Annotated in this window: 2 protein-coding genes; one reads left to right on the top strand and one right to left on the bottom strand. The window is 36.8% G+C overall.

Going from position 1 to position 2,381, the window contains the following annotated elements; all coding sequences use genetic code 11:
• Positions 1-642: carboxypeptidase-like regulatory domain-containing protein (locus VIP81_RS24520; protein WP_331967542.1), on the bottom strand; the 642-nt coding region annotated here is incomplete at its 3' end.
• Positions 643-981: 339 nt separating this feature from the next.
• Between VIP81_RS24520 and VIP81_RS24515 the strand changes: the two genes are divergently transcribed.
• On the top strand, positions 982-2,381 hold a 1,400-nt coding region (locus VIP81_RS24515; protein ID WP_331967540.1), incomplete at its 3' end, for a hypothetical protein.

The following is a 2,381-nucleotide window of genomic DNA, read 5'->3' as shown; positions in this document are numbered from 1 at the left end:
GTTGGTATGTGTGTTCAACTGAACAAGAATGTTTTTATTCTCTGTAATTACTTCTTTTGATTCAAATCCAATGGAGCTAAAGACAACAATGGTCCCCTTTTCCACGTCAGACAAACGAAATCCTCCATCTGCATTTGAAATAGTGCCATGTTTAAGATCGTTTTTTAGCTTTATGGACGCTCCAGGTATGGGATTACCATCCTTGTCCACTATTTTTCCGGACAAATCAAAAGCGTTTGATATGGTATCGGGTTTTATGAGGTAAATCGGATTTTTTATAAGGACGTCGGATTTTTTGAAAATGAGGATATTATGATCGCTCAACGAAAATGTCAGATCTTTTTTGTCTTCCAGCAAAAAGGTCATTACGTCGTTAATTTCAGTTTGGTCGAAGTTAACGCTCACCTTTTTTTTGTCGCTAAATTCTGTTTCAGGTAGGTTGCTGTAAATGGCAATGCCTGTTTGCTGTTTTATTTTCTTGAAAACCAGTTCCAATGGGATGTCATTAGCCGATATGGAAACTTTTTGTATCTGACAATTGGAAACACCTAGTACAGGACTTGAGCAATATATAAAAATCAATATAGCAATTATTAAACGCCCCTTACGACGATCAGAAACCCTTAAGGCAATGATGTTCATATTGTACTATTTTATTAATGTTTTAGCAAGAATAATTGGTGCTTGTCTTTAATTACACCAAACGCAGGTAAATCGTACCATAGATTTTTATTCTCATTGACGCATTATCGTATTATTTTTGAGCATTGATTTATATCTGGTACCTTGATTCGTGTAAATGAGTATAGTAGGTAGTATTTTTAATCCGCCCAAAGTTGTTATTGGAGAATACAACTTAACTAAGAAGATAGGTATTGTAAAAAGCCTGTTTTGACTGCAATCTGAGTTCATTAGCATTTATTAACTTATGGTTTTAATCTTTAATCTCACCGTATTTTCGAGCCCAACAAACATTTTCCAATGAATAGACTCGCATTTTTAATTCTTTTTTTGCCTGCATTCCTGAATGGAGTTATACGAGCCGATGCGCAAAAAGCTATTCCGAACATTCATTCTAATTCCATACAAGTACAGAAACCTGTGATAGATACCTGTGTTTATAAGAGGTGGACACATGTGGAAGGTGTCAGTATATCTAATAATGGGGCGTTCATCTCTTATGTTATAAGGAATGACTCAATGAGTAGTAAGGTTGCTAGCGTTGTAACTGACAAAATGGGTCGGTGGATGGTGAAATTATCAGGCATTAAGGAGGTTAAATTTACAGCAGACAGTCGTTCTGCTGCGTATTTAGGTAAGGATACGCTATTTGTAATCAGGTTGGGAAGCGATTATGTTGAGAAAATACCCAACGTTCAACTTTTCTATACCTCTGCTGGTGGTAAAGGCGGATGGATTTGCTTTAAGTATAAAACGTCAGATAGCCTTATTACATATAATACTCATTCTGGACTTAAGAAAGTATATTCATCTGTTAAAAGTTCGTATTTTACTGAGGATGGTAAAAGTTTGGTACTTCAAACTCAGGATACTATAGATAGTACTAAGTCCGTCAGTTTTTTGGATCTCAATAGCGGGCGGCTATTTAATGCATGGAAAGGTAAGGGGACGGTTGCCATGCAAATGAATGCTGCAGCTACTTTGGTAGTATTCGTAGTTTCAGATAGCACTGGCGGTGGAAAATCTATGTGGATCTATGAACGCGGAGAATCAGGATTAGATTTATTGGTGAATAATGCGATCTTAAAAATAGATAATTCATGGCTACTAGACGATTATACTGAGATTAGCATTAGTGGAAAGTATATTTATTTTTCTATCAGAAGGTTGAAGCCAGAGCTAGTTAGTTCAGAGACGAAAAGTTCCACAGTCCGTATTTGGAGCTATTTGGATGCAAAACTACAATCACTTCAATTGATGAATGACGAACAACCGTCAGTTCAGTCATTCGTGATGAATCGTGATAATCATCATATTACCAAAGTATGCAAGGAGAATGAGTCAGTTATGTCCAGCAGCCGTGATAATGATACATATATTGTCGAGCATGTCGACAATGATGTAGATGGATTTGAAGCATATTGGAATTCATCTGCACAGAGAACTTATTATCTGAAATCGATTAAGTATAATAAAGACGTAGTATTAAATCTGAACGGGTCTGTTATGATTTCCGTTTCGCCTGAAGGAAAATACGCAATATACTATGATAAAGCAAAGTCTAGTTATTTTGTTTATGAGGTCCTGTCAGGAGCGTGCCGAAATATTACATTGGGGCTGAACACCTCATGGAATAATATTTATAGAGAGGATATGCTGGCCTATGGGAGGGGGATTTGTGGCTGGGGACGCGCTGATGC

The sequence above is a fragment of the Chitinophaga sp. genome, assembly GCF_036566945.1.
Classification (GTDB): Bacteria; Bacteroidota; Bacteroidia; order Chitinophagales; family Chitinophagaceae; genus Chitinophaga.
This window is presented reverse-complemented; position numbering and strand designations above follow the sequence as displayed.